This window comes from Ruminococcus sp. RTP21484sp1_RTP21277st1_D2_RTP21277_210401 (assembly GCF_040924225.1).
In the GTDB taxonomy this organism is placed as follows: domain Bacteria; phylum Bacillota; class Clostridia; order Lachnospirales; family Lachnospiraceae; genus Blautia_A; species Blautia_A faecis.
In genome coordinates this window covers 111,197-127,429 of record NZ_JBCOMJ010000010.1, presented here as the reverse complement: position 1 = coordinate 127,429, position 16,233 = coordinate 111,197, and the positions used below count along the sequence as shown (strand labels likewise).

General features: G+C 43.7%; 12 protein-coding genes and 1 tRNA gene. 1 reads left to right on the top strand and 12 read right to left on the bottom strand.

Features of this window, described 5'->3' with window-relative positions; translation table 11 throughout:
- Positions 1-136: 136 nt before the first annotated feature.
- From AB5706_RS09020 to AB5706_RS09005, 4 genes are all read right to left on the bottom strand, one after another.
- Entirely contained in the window at positions 137-1,039 is a 903-nt protein-coding gene (locus AB5706_RS09020; RefSeq protein WP_173736706.1) for an undecaprenyl-diphosphate phosphatase, read from the bottom strand.
- Between the two features lie 327 nt (positions 1,040-1,366).
- Complete coding sequence (gene carB, locus AB5706_RS09015; protein ID WP_368365994.1) at positions 1,367-4,582, bottom strand: carbamoyl-phosphate synthase large subunit; 3,216 nt, start codon at positions 4,580-4,582, stop codon at positions 1,367-1,369.
- Positions 4,582-5,658 (bottom strand): carbamoyl phosphate synthase small subunit, encoded by a 1,077-nt coding sequence (locus tag AB5706_RS09010; protein WP_173719469.1) that lies wholly within the window; start codon positions 5,656-5,658, stop codon positions 4,582-4,584. Before AB5706_RS09010 ends, carB begins: the two co-directional genes overlap by 1 nt.
- Before the next feature lie 236 nt (positions 5,659-5,894).
- Positions 5,895-5,978, bottom strand: a tRNA-Leu gene (locus AB5706_RS09005).
- A 267-nt stretch (positions 5,979-6,245) separates the two neighbouring features.
- Between AB5706_RS09005 and AB5706_RS09000 the strand changes: the two genes are divergently transcribed.
- Complete coding sequence (locus AB5706_RS09000) at positions 6,246-6,494, top strand: helix-turn-helix domain-containing protein (protein WP_118579639.1); 249 nt, start codon at positions 6,246-6,248, stop codon at positions 6,492-6,494.
- A 37-nt stretch (positions 6,495-6,531) separates the two neighbouring features.
- Here the strand turns inward: AB5706_RS09000 and AB5706_RS08995 are convergent, their stop codons facing one another.
- The 8 genes from AB5706_RS08995 to AB5706_RS08960 form a co-directional block, all read right to left on the bottom strand.
- Positions 6,532-6,996: a signal peptidase II gene (locus AB5706_RS08995; RefSeq protein WP_173734898.1), complete on the bottom strand. Its 465-nt coding sequence runs from the start codon at positions 6,994-6,996 to the stop codon at positions 6,532-6,534.
- A gap of 13 nt (positions 6,997-7,009) precedes the next feature.
- Entirely contained in the window at positions 7,010-7,534 is a 525-nt protein-coding gene (locus AB5706_RS08990) for a zinc ribbon domain-containing protein (protein ID WP_173734899.1), read from the bottom strand.
- A 107-nt stretch (positions 7,535-7,641) separates the two neighbouring features.
- Positions 7,642-9,075: an ATP-dependent Clp protease ATP-binding subunit ClpX gene (clpX, locus tag AB5706_RS08985; RefSeq protein ID WP_118579648.1), complete on the bottom strand. Its 1,434-nt coding sequence runs from the start codon at positions 9,073-9,075 to the stop codon at positions 7,642-7,644.
- Between the two features lie 164 nt (positions 9,076-9,239).
- The gene (locus AB5706_RS08980) at positions 9,240-10,925 is read right to left on the bottom strand and encodes a S1C family serine protease (protein WP_173734900.1); all 1,686 of its coding nucleotides are present in this window, start codon (positions 10,923-10,925) and stop codon (positions 9,240-9,242) included.
- Between the two features lie 216 nt (positions 10,926-11,141).
- Entirely contained in the window at positions 11,142-12,062 is a 921-nt protein-coding gene (locus AB5706_RS08975; RefSeq protein ID WP_118579651.1) for a glycosyltransferase family 2 protein, read from the bottom strand.
- A 153-nt stretch (positions 12,063-12,215) separates the two neighbouring features.
- Positions 12,216-13,628 carry an LCP family protein gene (locus tag AB5706_RS08970; RefSeq protein ID WP_118579654.1) on the bottom strand — a complete coding sequence of 471 codons (1,413 nt, stop codon included), beginning with the start codon at positions 13,626-13,628 and terminating at the stop codon, positions 12,216-12,218.
- A 14-nt stretch (positions 13,629-13,642) separates the two neighbouring features.
- Positions 13,643-15,046: an undecaprenyl-phosphate glucose phosphotransferase gene (locus AB5706_RS08965; RefSeq protein WP_173734901.1), complete on the bottom strand. Its 1,404-nt coding sequence runs from the start codon at positions 15,044-15,046 to the stop codon at positions 13,643-13,645.
- Positions 15,047-15,274: 228 nt separating this feature from the next.
- Positions 15,275-16,231 carry a glycosyltransferase family 2 protein gene (locus AB5706_RS08960; RefSeq protein WP_148461724.1) on the bottom strand — a complete coding sequence of 319 codons (957 nt, stop codon included), beginning with the start codon at positions 16,229-16,231 and terminating at the stop codon, positions 15,275-15,277.
- Between the last annotated feature and the right edge of the window lie 2 nt (positions 16,232-16,233).

Sequence of the window (16,233 nt, the reverse complement as noted above, 5' to 3'; positions counted from 1 at the left end):
GGAACGTTGCGACGCGCGGCGGTGAATATACATTGTGAAATCGCGTCCGGAATAACGACCAACACATTAAATAGCAAAAAACGCCAACCTGCAAATTTTCCCCTGCAGGCTGACGCCGAAATTTCTTATTTGTAATTTATGCCAGTAAAGTCTTACCCACAAAATAAACCAGCACCAACGCACCAAGTACGATTCGGTACCATCCAAAAGCTTTGAAATCATGCTTCTTGATATATCCCATCAGGAACTTGATTGCAAGGATGGAAACCACAAATGCAACCACCATACCGACTACCAGGATCAGTACCTCTGTACCAGTAAAACTAAAGCCAAATTTCAGAATCTTCAGAAGACTGGCTCCGAACATAACCGGGATTCCAAGGAAGAAGGTAAATTCAGCTGCAACTGTACGGGAAGTTCCCACCAGGATTCCTCCGATGATGGTAGAACCAGATCTGGATGTACCAGGAATGACAGAGAGTACCTGGAAACAGCCGATCAGGAAAGCAGTCTTAAAGGACAAATCTTCCAGACTTGTGCACTGCGGCTCTCTGCCTTTGTTATAGTTTTCCACAACAATAAACAAAACACCGTAAACAATCAGCGCAATAGCAACAACCACATAGTTATTAAAATGTTCTTCAATGAAATCATCAAACGGAAGTGCGATCACAATGGTCGGCAGACATGCTACCACAATCTTAAACCACAGCACCCATTTCTCTTTATCGCAGAAGCGCTCCACAAAATTCAGGATCACCTGTGCCCATTTGGGCTTCTTCGCAATAGCCATCTGGGTTCTTCTTGGAAGCTTCTTTATGTAAAAAGGCCACAGCTTATTCCAATACAAAACAACAACTGCAAGGATGGCTCCAAGCTGGATCACTACCAGAAATACATCCATAAATTCTTTGGAAACATCCAGATGAAGAAATTCATCTACCAGGATCATATGACCGGTACTGCTGATGGGAAGCCATTCTGTAATTCCCTCCACAATGCCAAGGAAAATTACCTTTAAAAGTTCGATAATATCCATTTCTACCCCTTTCTTATGAATGCACTCTCCATGTGCACCCACTTTAACAAAATGAGGACGGAGACTTAAACTTCTCCGTCCTCTTTAGTATATTACAGAAAGTATTTTTCGTAAACTTGTATTTTGTTTTTTTCTACAATTTTTACTGCAAAAATGTTACTGTTCACTCCGTTCACAGTAACACGCTTCGCGATGCACAGAAATCATGCTTTGCATGATTTCGCGCCGCAACTCTCGGGTTTTCTGTGAACTTTGTTCACAAAAAACACCTCGCGGAATGTTACCAGTAAACAGTAACGCAAAAATCCCAGACTGCACACTCTTCCTTTAGCGTCTTGCAATAGTTGCAATATCAATCAGGCTTAAGCAATTGGCATCTGTATTTTCAAGACTGGTCACAAGCGCTTCTGCAGTATCAAGGCTGGTGAGAACATTTACCCCTGTCTCGATTGCATTACGTCTGATCACGAAACCATCCTTCTGATGCTCAACACCCTGGGATGGGATATCAATAACCACATCAATCTTATGACCAAGGATCAAGTCCATAAGGTTCGGTGCCGGCTGCTCCAGCTTGTTGGTACGGATCACCTTAACACCATGCTCTTTCAGAGTATTGGCAGTTCCTCTTGTGGCATAGATGCGGTATCCAAGTGCCTCAAATCTCTTAGCGATCGGTACAGCGTCCTCCTGCTCTTCCGGTCTTACAGTCATGATCATGTTCTTATACTTCGGCAGACGAATTCCAGCTCCAAGGAATGCTTTGTAAAGAGCCTCATTGAAGGTCTCTGCAATACCAAGGCACTCACCGGTAGATTTCATCTCCGGTCCAAGGCTGATATCAGCGCCGCGGATCTTCTCGAAGGAGAATACCGGCATCTTGATGGCAATGTGTTTTGCCTCTGGCTGAAGACCAGGCTCATAGCCCATATCTTTCAGTTTGTATCCAAGGATTACCTTGGTTGCCAGCGGTACAATCGGGATTCCGGTAACTTTGCTGATGTAAGGTACGGTACGGCTGGAACGTGGATTAACCTCGATTACATATACATCATCCCCAAGAACGATGAACTGGATATTGATCATACCCACTACATGAAGTGCTCTTGCAAGACGTCTGGTGTACTCTGCAATAGTCTCTTTGGCTTTCTCGCTGATGGTTCTTGCCGGATATACGGAAATACTGTCACCAGAGTGGATTCCGGCACGCTCAATGTGCTCCATAATACCAGGAATCAGAATGTCCTCGCCATCGCAAACGGCATCAACCTCGATTTCTTTTCCCATCAGGTACTTGTCAACAAGAATCGGATGCTCCTGTGCAATCTGGTTGATCACACCAATGTACTCTTCCACATCCTCATCGCTTACAGCAATTCTCATGCCCTGTCCGCCAAGTACGTAGGAAGGACGAACCAGAACCGGATAGCCCAGCTCATTTGCTGCTTTCTTCGCCTCTTCTGCGGTAAATACAGTGTGTCCCTTCGGTCTCGGAATCTGACATTTCTCCAGGATTTCATCGAACAGCTCACGGTCCTCAGCAGCGTCTACATTCTCAGCAGAGGTTCCAAGGATCTTTACACCCATCTTTGTAAGAGCTTCTGTCAGCTTGATGGCGGTCTGTCCACCGAACTGTACAACAGCTCCGTCCGGTTTCTCAATATTTACAATATTCTCAACATCTTCCGGTGTAAGAGGCTCGAAATACAGTTTATCTGCAATATCAAAGTCTGTACTAACTGTCTCTGGGTTGTTGTTGATAATGATAGTTTCATATCCTTCTTTTGCAAAAGCCCAGGTACAGTGTACAGAGCAGAAGTCAAACTCAATACCCTGTCCAATACGGATCGGGCCGGAGCCAAGTACCAGGATCTTTTTCTTATCCGGTGTGGCAATTGCTTCATTCTCTGTTCCTTCATCGCCATATACAGAATAGTAATACGGAGTGGCAGCAGCAAACTCTGCGGCACAGGTATCAACCATCTTGTAAGCGGCTTTGATACCAGTCTCTGCACGGAAAGCTTTGATTTCCTCTTCTGTTTTGCCTGTAAGACGGGCGATAATGTAGTCCGGGAATTCCATGCGTTTTGCTTCCAGAAGAAGCTCTTTGGTAAGTTTTCTGGTTTTCAGGGCATTTTCCATTCCAACAAGGATTGCCAGCTTGTCAATGAACCAGATGTCGATCTGGGTAATGTCATGAAGCATGGACTGCGGCATACCACGGCGGATTGCTTCTGCAATCTTCCAGATTCTGCGGTCGTCCACGATTGCCAGCTCATCCAGCAGTTCCTCATCTGTAAGCTGTGTAAAATCGTAAGACATCAGACTGTCAACATGCTGCTCCAAGGAACGGATTGCTTTCATAAGAGCACCCTCAAAGTTATGGCAGATACTCATAACCTCACCGGTAGCTTTCATCTGAGTGGTAAGGGTTCTCTTAGCTGTGATAAATTTATCAAATGGAAGTCTCGGGATCTTAACAACACAGTAGTCAAGCATCGGCTCGAAACTTGCGTATGTTTTTCCAGTGATGGCATTCGGGATCTCATCCAGTGTATATCCAAGTGCGATCTTCGCTGCAACCTTCGCGATCGGGTAACCAGTTGCCTTACTTGCAAGTGCAGAGGAACGGCTTACACGAGGGTTAACCTCGATAACACAGTATTCGAAGCTGTCTGGTTTCAGTGCGTACTGAACGTTACATCCGCCTGTAATTCCAAGCTCTGTGATAATGTTCAGAGCAGAGGTACGGAGCATCTGGTACTCTTTGTCTCCAAGAGTCTGGGACGGAGCAACTACGATGGAGTCTCCTGTGTGGACACCAACCGGGTCAATGTTCTCCATATTGCAGACAGTGATGCAGTTTCCTGCACTGTCACGCATTACCTCATACTCGATTTCTTTCCAGCCTGCGATACAGCGCTCTACCAGAACCTCTCCAACACGGGAAAGACGAAGACCATTCTCCAGGATCTCACGAAGCTCGTATTCATTGTGTGCAATTCCGCCGCCGCTTCCGCCAAGTGTGTAAGCAGGACGAAGAACAACCGGATAGCCAATGGTATTGGTAAATGCAAGACCATCCTCCACTGTGGTAACAACCTTGGAGGCTGCAACCGGCTCGCCGATTTTCTCCATGGTATCTTTGAATTCCTGACGATCCTCAGCTTTCTTAATGGTCTGGGCTGTAGTACCGATCAGTCTTACATTATGTTCTTTCAGGAAGCCTTTCTCATCCAGCTCCATGGCAAGGTTCAGACCTGCCTGACCGCCCAGGGTAGGAAGAACGCTGTCTGGCTTCTCTTTCAGGATCAGCTGCTCTACCACTTCTACGGTAAGAGGCTCAATGTAAACACGGTCTGCAATATCTTTATCTGTCATGATTGTAGCCGGATTGGAGTTCAGAAGAACAACCTCCAGACCTTCTTCTTTCAGGGAACGGCAGGCCTGTGTTCCTGCATAGTCAAACTCTGCTGCCTGGCCGATGATGATCGGACCGGAACCAATAACAAGTACTTTTTTAATGTCTTTATTTCTTGGCATTATTTATTTCCTCCCATCATATCCATAAATCTGTCAAACAGGTAACTGGAATCCTGCGGTCCCGGGCATGCCTCCGGATGGAACTGTACAGTGAAAATATTCTTTCCAACGTATGCCATTCCTTCGTTTGTTCCGTCATTTACGTTCACAAATGCAGGATGAGCAATGTTTTTCTCCTCAAGGTCCTTGGCATCTACTACGTAGCCATGATTCTGGGAAGAGATGTAAACTCTGCCTGTTGTAAGGTCTTTTACCGGATGGTTTCCACCGCGGTGACCATATTTCATCTTATAGGTATCTCCGCCTGTTGCAAGTGCCATCAGCTGATGTCCAAGACAGATTGCAAAAATCGGAACATCGGAATCGTAAAGTTTCTTTACTTCTTTAATAATAGAAGTGCATTCTTTCGGGTCTCCAGGGCCATTGCTGAGCATGATTCCGTCTGGATGATCTCCAAGGATCTCCTCTGCCGGTGTAAGAGCCGGGTAAATAGTTACCTGACATCCGCGCTTATTCAGGGAACAGGCAATGTTGCGCTTTGCACCAAAATCCATAAGTGCAACCTTCGGACCATTTCCAGGAAGGATTTCTTTCTCACGGCAGGTTACTTTTTCCACTACTTTACCAGTTGTATATGCTTTTAACTTGGGGAGAATTGCGTTTAAGTCATAATTTTCATCCACTGTGATCATACCGTTCATGGTACCTTTCTCACGGAGGATCTTGGTAAGAGCTCTGGTGTCGATTCCTGCGATTCCAGGAATATCATGCTTGGTCAAGAAATGCTGAATGGTGTCAACGCTTCTGAAATTGCTTGGAACACGGGATAATTCACGTACGATAAATGCGTCGATCCACGGTCTGGTGGATTCCTGGTCATCATAACAGATTCCATAATTTCCTATTAATGGATAGGTCATGCATACCGCCTGTCCTGCGTAAGACGGGTCTGTCATTACTTCCAGATAACCGGTCATGGAAGTATTAAAAACAATCTCACTGATGACTTCCCTTGCAGAACCAATGCTGGTTCCTGTAAATACATGGCCATCTTCTAATATCAGAAATGCTTTCATACAATCTCCCTTTCTTATGTCATTTTCTTTCTTATTTTATCCTAAATCTTCAAGATTGTATCATAGCAAAATGCTTTTTTCAACAAAATATGAGCAAAAAAAAATTCTGTTGTGCTAAAAAAAATTGCACAACAGAAAAAAGCTACTGGATCCGAGTCTGAATAAAAGAGACATCCTGTGCCTCACAGCCAACCTTATACGCAACTCTGGCATTCGTAACAAAAGAAAAAAAATAATGCAGGAGATGGGACTTGAACCCACACGATCTTGCGACCACAGGCACCTGAAGCCTGCGCGTCTGCCAATTCCGCCACTCCTGCATTTCTTATGTTTCAATCGCTCTCTCGCGACTGCTTGATTATAATACAACACATTCAGTCAAATGTCAACACTAATTTTCAAAAAAATTTGAAAAATTTAAAAAATATATTTTTGTATCCTTTAGGATTCCGACAGAGATTTGTTCTTAGTCCATTTTGGTCTTTTTACCTATTCCAGGGGAACCGCAATTTATAATGAAATCAACCGTTATCCACCTGTGGCTGACGGCTGATACTATTTATACTTTTACACCAGAGAAATGAAATATGACGTACAAAAGAATCAGAGAGCTGCGGGAAGATCATGATCTGACACAGAAATACATGGCTCACTATCTCAATGTGATCCAGCGTACCTACTCACGTTATGAACGAGGGGAAAGAATCATTCCTCCTGATGTCTTATGCAAAATTGCAGACTTCTATAATGTAAGTGTAGATTATCTGCTGGAACGCACAGATACAAAGCAGCCTTATCCTCCCTCACTGCTCTCCAGAAAAACAAAAGACACCTAGCGCACTGTGCCAGGTGTCTTTTGTTTTCTGTCTCAGATTATTTTTTCCTATATGAAAATAAATTTCCTGCTGCCCACAGAATGGTACCTGCAGCAATACATACGTCAGACAGATTAAATACGATCTTACGAATTTCTTTGTTCTTCACATTCAGGCTCACATAATCTGTAACATATCCTTTATTTCGACGGTCTGTGTAGTTGGACATTCCACCACCCAGGATCATGGCAAGACCGGCTCTGCTAAGCTTATTTCCGCCGTGGAGAAGCTGGTGCCAGTATTCTCCTGCCACACAGCCCATACCGGCTGCTGCAAGCTCCTGACAATTCTCCCTGCCGATTTTTACCTTACCAAGAATCTTATCTTTATTGTGACAGTTCCGAAGGAGCAGTCTGCCTCCCAGCACTTCTTCTTTGCTTCCCTGAAGGCGGGTACTGTCAATATGTTCTTTTATCTTATAATCCAGCAGAAAGATTCCGCCGGCAATTGTTAGCGAAAGCATACATGCAGCCTCCTTATTTACCAGGAAAATCCTGACCACTTTTCTCAGCTTCTGTTGAGGCCTTTTCTTCCTCTGCACCTGCCTCATTCTCTGCCTGCTTCTCTTCTGTCTCTTCTACAGGTTCTGCAGTCTCAGTGTCCACCACATCGCCCTCAGCTTTCTCTGGTTCCGGAGTCGGGCATACAGAGCCACAGTATGGACAAAAGGAGACACTTCTGTCTACAGCTTTTCCACATGCCGGACAGATTTTCCGTCCCTTCATCTCCGCTGCTGCATCCTTATATCCGTCAATAATATCCAGATGCTGCTCAATCTCTTCGCAGAACCCTTTAAGAGCTTCTTCTACTTCTGCACCTTCTTTGTACTTTTCAAAGATCACATTTCCAATGTCTGCTTTCAGTTTCTGTACCATCTGCTCTTCACTGGAAATCTTGCTTCTGATCTTCTGCGCCTCATAAAGCTGACCGGCTTTTTTTCCAAGATCCTTGGTTGTCCTTGTAATTGTGTCACTTAACTCGTCAAAAAAATCGCGTGCCATAATACCATCTCCTTTACATATAAAAAGTGTTGTAACTATTTAGTACTTTTACGGCTAAAAGCTGTCTCCTGAACAGTTGCAAAGTGATGAAACACCTGTTTCCCTGTCTACTGAGCCATCCCGATCAGGGGAATTTCCTGTCCGCGAAGCAGGATTCTCGGACCGCCTGTACCTTCAATATATTCTCTGGTAATGATCACCTGTCCAATACTGTCATCTTTCGGAATCTCATACATGATATCCAGCATATATTCCTCCAGAATGGCGCGAAGACCTCTGGCTCCAGTATGCTTCTCCAGTGCCTTGGCCGCAATCGCGTGAAGCGCATCCTCCTCATAATCCAGCTTCACCTCATCCAGGGCAAGGAGCTTCTGATACTGTTTCAAAATTGCATTCTTCGGTTCCTTCAGGATCTGCACTAACATATCCTCATTCAGTCCGTCCAGTGTATATATAATCGGCAGACGTCCTATAAATTCCGGAATCATGCCAAATGCACGGATATCATCTACTGTTACCTTCTCCAGAATATGTGGATCATTGTCATATTTGTCCTTCAGGTCTGCGTAAAAGCCGATAGATGCCTGCTTATTCAGTCTCTCCTTGATAATATTCTCCAGATCCGGGAATGCCCCTCCACAGATAAACAGAATATTTCTGGTATTTACCGTTACCATAGGAACCATGGCATTTTTGCTGTTGGCTCCGACCGGCACCTCTACCTCGCTTCCCTCCAGAAGCTTCAAAAGTCCCTGCTGAACCGCTTCACCGCTTACATCACGCTGATTGGTGTTCTTTTTCTTGGCCAGCTTGTCAATCTCATCAATAAAGACAATCCCATGCTCTGCTTTCTCCACATCATTATCTGCTGCAGCAAGAAGCTTGGAGATCACACTCTCAATATCGTCACCAATATAGCCTGCCTCTGTAAGAGAAGTAGCATCTGCAATAGCCAGCGGCACGTCCAGAAGTCTGGCAAGAGTTTTTACCAGGTAGGTCTTTCCACATCCGGTAGGTCCGATCATCAGCATATTGGACTTCTCTATCTCAATCTCATCCATAGTGTCTGTAGCCACACGCTTATAATGATTATAGACAGCAACAGACATTACTTTCTTGGCTCTCTCCTGACCAATTACATATTCGTCAAGGCTTGCCTTGATCTTATGTGGTGCCGGGATCTTCTTAAGATCAATCTCTGGCCTGGCATCTTCTTTTTTCTTCTTTACTTTCTTCGGACGGGGAATTGCATCCTGAATACTGCCCAGATTGATCATACTCACATTAGGCATATTAAGAAGATCGTTCAGATTCAGTCCGTTATTCATCTGCTGGGTCATGGTGTCAAAGCTTTTCTGCATACAATCATTACAGATATGTATATTGTTAGGAAGCTCGATCATTTTGCCTGCCTGGCTCTCCGGACGATGACAGAGAAAACAGAATTTCTCATAATCGCTGTCATCTTCGTGATCATCGTTCTTCTCTGTTATATCGCCATCGATGATTTCGTCTTTTTCATCGTCAAAATGTTCAGTCATATAATTATTTCCTTTCCTGCTGCTGTTATCAGGCTGACCAGCAGTCTTTCCTATCTTATGTAAAAATCATTTTTGTTTTCTTATTGTACCATACTTTTCTCTGATTTAGAAATTAACTTTTTATAAAATGTGAAAAGGGGAGCCTTATCAGCTCCCCTTGCATATTACTGATTACCATCCGGTCTTGCACTCAATGTAACAGTTACTGTCGATTCCTCATACTCTCCGTTATTTAACCGTGCCACCTCAATTTCGATTTCTTCACCAGCTGAATAATACTGAAGCTTATCGTTGATATCAGCCTTACTTGAAACCTTCTGGCCATCCAGCTTGGTAATAATATCGCTTTTCTGGATTCCGGCATTATCTGCTGCCTCTCCCGGATACACATCCATAACAAATGCACCAGATGGCATATTATACATCTGGATTGCTTCTCTGGAAAGATCGGCGAATTTAACTCCCAGATAGCCAATCTGTGACTCATCTGAAACTTTATCCCTTGTCTTACGATTCATAAGTTCTTCCAGAATGGGCTGTGCCTTGGAAATCGGAATGGCATATCCGGTTCCCTCTATACTGCTTGATGCAATTTTGGCACAGTTAATTCCAATCAATTCTCCCTGCATATTTAAAAGGGCACCACCACTGTTGCCAGGATTGATTGCTGCATCTGTCTGGATCAGCTCCTCATAAGTATTGGAATCGGACTGAACAGTGCGATCCAGGGCACTTACCCAGCCAGATGTTACAGTCTGACCATAACCAAGTGCATTACCAATGGCAACCACCTGCTCACCAACAGCAAGATCATCCGAATTGCCAAGCTGGGCAATTTTAATCTGGCTCATGGTTTCTTCCGGAATGTCACTTTTTTCAACTGCAATCACCGCAAGGTCTGTATCCTCGTCAGTTCCTTTTATCTTTGCGGAAACTGCACCATCAATATTCAAGTCTCCATTTCCATTTATATAATTCTCAGTTTCCTGTTCTGCACTTACCACATCACTTCCGATAAAGCAGACACTCAGTGTAGTAGCGCCCTCCACTACATGATTGTTGGTAGCAATGAGAAGTTCATCATCATTCTCTCCGACAATAATACCAGAACCGCTTCCTGTACTGGGATATTCCATTCCATAGCCGAAAAAGCTGCGAATTTCCTGCATGCTTACTGAAGTGATTGCCACGACTGAGGGCATTGCAGCCTGGGCAACCCCTGCAACGGGACCTTTTTCATTTGCTACGATTTCTGCATTGATGCCTTCGCCTGCATCTGTGCTTTCTTCTGCCGTGGTACTGGCAGATGCTGAAGAAGTAAGTGTCTCTGCAGACCCTACTGCAGTCTGAGTTTCTTTCTTAAAATATTTATCCGACACCATATTCACTGCCTGAAATACCAGACCTGCCACCAGACCAAAAATCACAGCCAGCGTAATAGTATTTCCTGCTTTCCTTCCCAAACCGGAAGATGCTGCCTTATCATTATGAAGTCTGTGATGTCTTCCTTTCTTTTTTTCCTCAGGCTTCTTCTCCTGTTCATCAACCTGATAATGCGCATATCTGGGTTCCGAAGATTGGGACTCAAAACCGCTGTCTTTGGATGAATTTCCGGAAGTATCTGAATTATTGCTGGAAGCGTAATAATTTCCATTGTCTGTGCTTCCTGCACCATCTGAATTTCTGCTGCTGGTATATCTGTAATGATAAGTTACATTTTCATTCAATTCATCTTCGGGGGCCGCTGTCTGATCCGATGCAGCCGATCCGGATTCATCTGTATTCTCTGGCTGTTGGGAGCTGCCATCCGTTTTCTCTGGCTCCTGTCCCCAATTCCATTCATCACTCATTTTCTGCTCCCTTCTATGTTCATAAACAGTGCTGCTGTTCACGTTGGAATCTGCAGCATTCTGTAACATTTTCTTTTATTTATGATACAAGTTTAGCAAGCAATTGTGTTGAAAATGTGATAGATTCATTAAGAAAAGGTGACACGAAAAAAAGTGTCACCTTTCATAGCCACAGTCCCTATTCACGAAGTGCATAACTGTAAAAACACTGAACAGTTACTCGTTTTTCCAATATTCACGGTTCATAGTACAAAACAAAATCACCTTTTTCGGCAGCTTTTTATATCTTTTTCCAAGAAAATATCCCATATATTTGAAGCCACTTTGCCCTGCCAGCTTGGGAACCAGCCAGATATGCCCTGTTTTTATAAGATAAGCCAGGCTCTTTTTCACAAGGCGAAGTCCCTCTCCCTCTGATGGTACTCCCTCAAAAATCTCCGGATGATCTGCCTGGGAAACACCCAGATCAAAATTCCGGTGAAACTGCTGTCTGCATGAATAATTGTGTGAATGGATCACACAGGCATCTGCAGCATAGGCAATTCCATATCCCCGCTTTGCCATAGTTCCTGCATAGATCATGTCTTCATTAAAAATAGCTTTTTTTACAAAACCGCCAATTTCCTCATAAATACTTTTCTTATAAGCTGCACACACATTGGAGCAAAAATAAGTTTTTATTCCATATATGCCAGTATCTTTTTCCCATTTTATAGAAGAAGTTTCCGGATAATTAAATCTTCTGGTGTATTTTTCCAGGTAAGCACAGTCCTCCCGAGCCAGCTGTCTTGCGTAGGCAGCTCCAACTTTGGAATTTTCCTGCAGTGGACGGATCAGATTTCCAATCAGATTTCTGTCTGCCGGAACTGCATCCTGAGTCATAAATACCATAATATCTGAATCAGACAGTCTTGCTCCCCGGCATCTGGTTCCACCGTGGTCAAAATCCGCCTTTTTTAAATGTACCACGTCCACTTTTGGAAATTTTTTCTCCCAGGCCGTGTTCCAGAATTTCTCTTCTGTATTCATAACAAGAATTTTTTCCACTGGATAATTCTGTGTGGAAAGAGAATCCAACAACTTCTCAAATTCTTTTCCCGGACGGTATGCAGGAATAATTACGTCAACTGTTTCCATAGTATCTCTCCTCTTTCAGGTTCTGCACGAATAAATATACTTTCGCAATATGGTAACAATGCTGGCAGAGCGCACATCCTTTTCGCGAAAAAGGGACCACTTCCTTTCGGATGGTCCCTTTAAATTTTCAATCATGGAATATTTATCTACTGATCAATATCCGCTTCCATCTTCGAAACCGCCATCGCCGGAGCTGTCTCCACTATAATCTCCGCCGCTGTAGTCTCCTCCATTATCGTAACTGCTTCCAGAATCACTTCCACTGTCATAACTGCCATCGCTATAATCGCCGCTATCGTCTCCACTATAGTCGTTTCCGCTGTCATAGCTATTGTCGTAGCTGTTATCATAGCTGTTGTCGTAGCTGTTATCATAGCTATTGTCGTAATCGCTTCCACCATAATCGTTGTAATCATAGTTTCCGCTTCCGTCACCCTGCCATACAATATCAGAAGAATTTCCTGCTTCATTACTTGCAATCGGAGACTGGTCAACCAAGGTATCTGCACCGCCTACAAGCTCAATGATCCGGGCATTCGCCTCCACGATGTTCTGTGACGGCTGGTAATTCTCATCAGCACCATACAGAAACTTATGAAGTTCCTTTACATTATCCTCCAGCGTGTCTGCAACAACCATGCTGGCCTTCTTCACATCCGCAAATTTGTACTTGGCTGGGAAACCGGTAGTATCTGCAATGTTATACCCCATCAGCGTCGGAATCAGGTTCAGAATCTCAGTCTTCGTGATGGATGTGGAAATCATAGGAAATACCTCGTCCATAATATTGAAAATGGTGGTAATTCCTGCTGCCTTTGCTTTGTCAACCATCATTCCGATCACACGGCGCTGACGCTCAGTACGTCCCATATCCATGCTTGCAGTGTAACGGATACGACAGTAAGAAACTGACTGTACACCATTCAGATGGTATGTTCCAAGGATTTCCTCCTCGTTCTCCGGCTTGGGATCCGGCAGTTCTACTGGCGTGTAGCTTTTGCCGGTCTCCTGGGAAGTTTCTATACAATAGTCATTCATAAACACCATTTCCGCATAGGAAAGAGGAATATCAAGACCGCCAAGTGCATCTATTGCAGCTACCATTGCATTAAAATTAACAGTTACGTAATCCGTAATTTTCAGGTCAAGCATGGTATTCAGCATGGAAATGGCCTGTTCCGGACCACCATATGCGTAAGCAGCATTTGCCTTGGTATAAGTATCATTTCCAATATCCAGAAGAGTATCACGATATACGGAAGCAAGCTTCACCTCTTTGGTATCATTATTAATACTTGCAATGATAATGGTATCACTGTTCTGTGCATCAAGCGCAGCATTCTTGGAACGCTGGTCGATTCCGAAAAGTGCATAAGTTGTATAGCCAGACATCTGTGGTGCTGTCACATTCGTAACAATCTTGCTCTCATCCAGCTGAGGTGTCTCAATCTTGTTCAATCTGGAATCAATCTGTCCATATACATACAATCCGCCAATAAACAGCAAAAGACAGATAATTTCCACAATAAACAAAGCAGTCCTCTTTTTTCTACCAGGTCTTGCCATTTTTCTTTCCTTTCTCAATACGCATTCTTATTAATGAATCCTTTAAAGATCGTCATAAACATTATCTTGATATCAAGCCCTACAGTCCAGTTCTCGATATAGTAAAGATCACACTCAATCCTCTTGCGGATGGAAGTGTCACCTCTGTATCCGTTTACCTGTGCCCATCCGGTCAGCCCGGGTCTTACCTGGTGCTTCACCATATATCTCGGAATCTCTTCACGGAACTTTTCCACAAAAAATGGTCTCTCAGGTCTTGGCCCTACCAGACTCATATCTCCCTTTAAAATATTAAAAAGCTGGGGAAGTTCATCAAGGCTGGTTCTTCGCATAAATCTGCCGATTGCTGTAACCCTGGGATCATTTTTTACTGTCCAGGCTTTCTTCTCCTCTGCCTCCGGCTGAATCTCCATAGAACGGAATTTATACATCCAGAAAGTCTGATTATGGAGACCCACACGTTCCTGACGGTAGATCAGCGGTCCAGGAGAAGTGAGCTTTATCAGCGCACATAGTACCAGCATGATCGGCGACGCCACAATGATTCCAATAATGGAGCCACAGATATCCATTATTCTTTTTATCATGGCATTAAAAGTATTACTAAGAGGAACATACCGGATATTGATCACCGGAAGTCCCAGAATATCCTCTGTATATGGTTTCGTAGGAATAATCTTATTATAATCCGGAATAAATTTTGTATGCACTCCTGATTTCTCACAAAGCGCTACAATCTCCTCCAGTCGGTAATATTCACTTAATCCCAGTGTAATCGCAATCTCGTCAAGCCTGTTCTCCGGCAGGATCACGTTTAGATTGGCAATTCTTCCGATCACCTTGACGCCTTTATACATGGTACCTGCAGTAATATTGTCATCCAGAATGCCTCTTACCACATATCCCCACTGAGGATTCTGCTGAATGCGGTCAATATACTCTTCTGCTGCCCGGCTGTACCCAACCAGTACTACCTGTTTCTGGTTCAGTCCTTTCTTTCGCATTTTGCGCAGGCTGTAGAAAATGAACATTCTTGCTCCCCAGCTTGCCACAATGCAGATTCCGTAAAACATATACAGTACGGAACGGGAAATATCGCCTTCTTCAATGGTATACAAAATAAATGTAGTGATCAGAATACCAAGAGAATTGGCTTTCACAATATTAGACAGCACAAGACGTCTTCCCTGCATACGCATTGGTTCATACAGCGAAAACGCATGATACAGCAGAATATACGCCGGCAGAATAAATACCAGTGCAGACATATACTGCTGGAAGCTTCTGGCCCGGACTGCATTTGCTGCAAAAGGTCCGATAAATCTCAGCGCCCAGGCAAACATATAAGATAACGTAATTACACAGGCATCTATAACGACATGGAGCCGACTGAAGTTCTTCTGATTATCTTTAATCAATCTCTGCCACCTCTGCCCTTCTTCACATGTTGCTGGGTCTGTCACTCACAGCAACCTTCACAAACCTGTTCCTGCTGCGCGTTTCATCCACATCTCACGCTTTAAGCACTATCTGGTCTGTGACTTTCTCTATCTTATAATAGATAAAACAGAATTGCAATAAATTCTTCATACATTAATGTGAAAAATAGTTACGAAATACTAACGAATCACTTCTGCACAAACTTTTTATACCATAAATCTGTAAATTATATTCCACCACAGTTCCAGCTGGATTCTGGCGTATCTTCCAAGATTTCTCATGTGGAACTTCACTTTTTTATTTCTATGACTGATCTGGAACCCATTTTTGATTCCTGCCACATACTCCCTGCCCATTCCCTTCTGGGAAAAAAACAGGATCTTCATGCCAAAGCCCGGCACCAGAAAAGGAAGATTCAAAATAATCTGAAGAACCGGCATATTTTTGTAGATCAGATAAATATTATTTCTTGAAGAATATCTGGTCTTAAACTGATTGTATCTGGATCCGCTTGTTCCGCTGCCTACATGATAGACCAGTGCAGCTGGCACATACCAGTTCTCATATCCAAAGATCCTGGCACGATAGCCCACATCAATATCTTCCAGATATGCAAAATGCTCTTCATCAAAATATCCGATTTTCTCAAAAACCTTCTTACGGTAAATAGCTGCGCCAGCGCATGAAGCAAATATCCGCCCTTCCTTCTCAAAGGAATGAATATCCTTTCCTTTGCCCCGGGCATATGCCCAGCCAAGAGCAGAATAATAATTTCCTGCATCATCCAGTTTATTCCGGTCATGATAACAGATCATCCTTGCACTGCAGGAGAAGGCCTTCTTATGACGCTTTATAGCTGCCAGCATTTCCCCCACAAAATTCTTATCTACTTCTGTATCGTTATTCAAAAGGAGCACATAAGGTGTCCGTGATGCATAAATCCCCTCATTTACAGCTCTTGAAAAGCCGAAATTATCTGGCAGCTCCACAATGTGTACCCAGGGAAAGTTCCCCATTACAAAGGCAACGCTTCCATCTGAGGATCCATTGTCCACCAGAATGGTCTCAAAATTCTGAAACGCCTGCTGCTCCAGGCTTGAAAGCACACCCTCCAGATATGCCATCCCATTATAATTGGGAATAATGACTGATACTTCCTGCATAA

Excerpts from the sequence above, each read along its gene's own strand:
- AB5706_RS08960 (WP_148461724.1), bottom strand. The coding sequence starts at position 16,231 with ATGCAGGAAGTATCAGTCATTATTCCCAATTATAATGGGATGGCATAT.
- AB5706_RS08995 (WP_173734898.1), bottom strand. The coding sequence starts at position 6,996 with ATGCTTTCGCTAACAATTGCCGGCGGAATCTTTCTGCTGGATTATAAG.
- AB5706_RS09010 (WP_173719469.1), bottom strand. The coding sequence starts at position 5,658 with ATGAAAGCATTTCTGATATTAGAAGATGGCCATGTATTTACAGGAACC.
- clpX (WP_118579648.1), bottom strand. The coding sequence starts at position 9,075 with ATGACTGAACATTTTGACGATGAAAAAGACGAAATCATCGATGGCGAT.
- AB5706_RS08990 (WP_173734899.1), bottom strand. The coding sequence starts at position 7,534 with ATGGCACGCGATTTTTTTGACGAGTTAAGTGACACAATTACAAGGACA.
- AB5706_RS08975 (WP_118579651.1), bottom strand. The coding sequence starts at position 12,062 with ATGGAAACAGTTGACGTAATTATTCCTGCATACCGTCCGGGAAAAGAA.
- AB5706_RS08970 (WP_118579654.1), bottom strand. The coding sequence starts at position 13,628 with ATGGCAAGACCTGGTAGAAAAAAGAGGACTGCTTTGTTTATTGTGGAA.
- carB (WP_368365994.1), bottom strand. The coding sequence starts at position 4,582 with ATGCCAAGAAATAAAGACATTAAAAAAGTACTTGTTATTGGTTCCGGT.
- AB5706_RS09000 (WP_118579639.1), top strand. The coding sequence starts at position 6,246 with ATGACGTACAAAAGAATCAGAGAGCTGCGGGAAGATCATGATCTGACA.
- AB5706_RS09020 (WP_173736706.1), bottom strand. The coding sequence starts at position 1,039 with ATGGATATTATCGAACTTTTAAAGGTAATTTTCCTTGGCATTGTGGAG.
- AB5706_RS08980 (WP_173734900.1), bottom strand. The coding sequence starts at position 10,925 with ATGAGTGATGAATGGAATTGGGGACAGGAGCCAGAGAAAACGGATGGC.